The sequence below is a fragment of the Bacillus cereus group sp. MYBKT14-1 genome, from assembly GCF_051915185.1.
GTDB classification, from domain to species: domain Bacteria; phylum Bacillota; class Bacilli; order Bacillales; family Bacillaceae_G; genus Bacillus_A; species Bacillus_A cereus.
Genome location: NZ_JBQAEF010000039.1, coordinates 1 through 2,986, shown reverse-complemented (window position 1 = coordinate 2,986; position 2,986 = coordinate 1). Strand labels below are relative to the sequence as shown.

The window sequence follows — 2,986 nt, the reverse complement described above, 5'->3', positions numbered from 1 at the left end:
CATATTATATGGTTAAGTCCTCGATCTATTAGTATTCGTCAGCTCCACATGTCACCATGCTTCCACCTCGAACCTATCAACCTGATCATCTTTCAGGGATCTTACTAGCTTACGCTATGGGAAATCTCATCTTGAGGGGGGCTTCATGCTTAGATGCTTTCAGCACTTATCCCTTCCGCACATAGCTACCCAGCTATGCCCTTGGCAGAACAACTGGTACACCAGCGGTGCGTCCATCCCGGTCCTCTCGTACTAAGGACAGCTCCTCTCAAATTTCCTACGCCCACGACGGATAGGGACCGAACTGTCTCACGACGTTCTGAACCCAGCTCGCGTACCGCTTTAATGGGCGAACAGCCCAACCCTTGGGACCGACTACAGCCCCAGGATGCGATGAGCCGACATCGAGGTGCCAAACCTCCCCGTCGATGTGGACTCTTGGGGGAGATAAGCCTGTTATCCCCGGGGTAGCTTTTATCCGTTGAGCGATGGCCCTTCCATGCGGAACCACCGGATCACTAAGCCCGACTTTCGTCCCTGCTCGACTTGTAGGTCTCGCAGTCAAGCTCCCTTATGCCTTTGCACTCTACGAATGATTTCCAACCATTCTGAGGGAACCTTTGGGCGCCTCCGTTACACTTTAGGAGGCGACCGCCCCAGTCAAACTGCCCACCTGACACTGTCTCCCGGGTCGATAAGACCCGTAGGTTAGAATTTCAATACAGTCAGGGCGGTATCCCACCAGCGCCTCCACCGAAGCTAGCGCTCCGGTTTCAATGGCTCCCGCCTATCCTGTACAAACTGTACCAAAATTCAATATCAGGCTACAGTAAAGCTCCACGGGGTCTTTCCGTCCTGTCGCGGGTAACCTGCATCTTCACAGGTACTATAATTTCACCGAGTCTCTGGTTGAGACAGTGCCCAAATCGTTACACCTTTCGTGCGGGTCGGAACTTACCCGACAAGGAATTTCGCTACCTTAGGACCGTTATAGTTACGGCCGCCGTTTACTGGGGCTTCAGTTCAGAGCTTCGCTTACGCTAACCCCTCTCCTTAACCTTCCAGCACCGGGCAGGTGTCACCCCCTATACTTCGCCTTACGGCTTCGCAGAGAGCTGTGTTTTTGCTAAACAGTCGCTTGGGCCTATTCACTGCGGCTTTCCGTTAAGAAAGCACCCCTTCTCCCGAAGTTACGGGGTCATTTTGCCGAGTTCCTTAACCAGAGTTCTCTCGCACACCTTAGGATTCTCTCCTCGCCTACCTGTGTCGGTTTGCGGTACAGGCACCTTTTATCTCGCTAGAAGCTTTTCTTGGCAGCGGGGAATCAAAGACTTCGCTCCATAAGGAGCTTCCCCATCACAGCTCAGCATACGCGATAAGCGGATTTGCCTACTTATCAGCCTAACTGCTTGGACGTGCACAACCAATCGCACGCTTCTTCTATCCTTCTGCGTCCCTCCATTGCTCAAACGATAAAGAGGTGGTACAGGAATATCAACCTGTTGTCCATCGCCTACGCCTGTCGGCCTCGGCTTAGGTCCTGACTAACCCTGAGCGGACGAGCCTTCCTCAGGAAACCTTAGGCATTCGGTGGACGGGATTCTCACCCGTCTTTCGCTACTCATACCGGCATTCTCACTTCTAAGCACTCCACCAGTCCTTCCGGTCTGACTTCACTGTCCTTAGAACGCTCCCCTACCACTGATACCATTGGTATCAATCCGCAGCTTCGGTGGTGTATTTAGCCCCGGTACATTTTCGGCGCAGAGTCACTCGACTAGTGAGCTATTACGCACTCTTTAAATGGTGGCTGCTTCTAAGCCAACATCCTAGTTGTCTAAGCAACTCCACATCCTTTTCCACTTAATACACACTTTGGGACCTTAGCTGGCGGTCTGGGCTGTTTCCCTTTTGACTACGGATCTTATCACTCGCAGTCTGACTCCTAAGGATAAGTCATTGGCATTCGGAGTTTGACTGAATTCGGTAATCCGATGAGGACCCCTAGTCCAATCAGTGCTCTACCTCCAAGACTCTTACACTTAAGGCTAGCCCTAAAGCTATTTCGGGGAGAACCAGCTATCTCCAGGTTCGATTGGAATTTCTCCGCTACCCACACCTCATCCCCGCACTTTTCAACGTGCGTGGGTTCGGGCCTCCATTCAGTGTTACCTGAACTTCACCCTGGACATGGGTAGATCACCTGGTTTCGGGTCTACGACCACGTACTAAACGCCCTATTCAGACTCGCTTTCGCTGCGGCTCCGCCTCTTCAGCTTAACCTCGCACGGGATCGTAACTCGCCGGTTCATTCTACAAAAGGCACGCCATCACCCGTTAACGGGCTCTGACTATTTGTAGGCACACGGTTTCAGGATCTCTTTCACTCCCCTTCCGGGGTGCTTTTCACCTTTCCCTCACGGTACTGGTTCACTATCGATCACTAGGGAGTATTTAGCCTTGGGAGATGGTCCTCCCAGATTCCGACGGAATTTCACGTGTTCCGCCGTACTCAGGATACATTCAAGAGAGAACGAAGTTTCGACTACGGGGTTGTTACCCTCTACGACGGACCTTTCCAGGTCGCTTCGTCTACCTCGTTCCTTTGTAACTCCGTATAGAATGTCCTACAACCCCAAGAGGCAAGCCTCTTGGTTTGGGCTATGTTCCGTTTCGCTCGCCGCTACTCAGGAAATCGCATTTGCTTTCTCTTCCTCCAGGTACTTAGATGTTTCAGTTCCCTGGGTCTGTCTTCCTTACCCTATGTATTCAGATAAGGATACCATACCATTACGTATGGTGGGTTTCCCCATTCGGAAATCTTCGGATCAAAGCTTACTTACAGCTCCCCGAAGCATATCGGCGTTAGTCCCGTCCTTCATCGACTCCTAGTGTCAAGGCATCCACCGTGCGCCCTTTCTAACTTAACCAAACTAAAAATTAAAAAATATGAGCTACACTGTTATCTAGTTTTCAAAGAACATAC

1 rRNA gene is annotated in these 2,986 nt (G+C 51.3%); it reads right to left on the bottom strand.

Going from position 1 to position 2,986, the window contains the following annotated elements:
- Nucleotides 1–8 precede the first annotated feature (8 nt).
- Nucleotides 9–2,930, bottom strand: a 23S ribosomal RNA gene (locus tag ACTFO4_RS30270).
- Between the last annotated feature and the right edge of the window lie 56 nt (nt 2,931–2,986).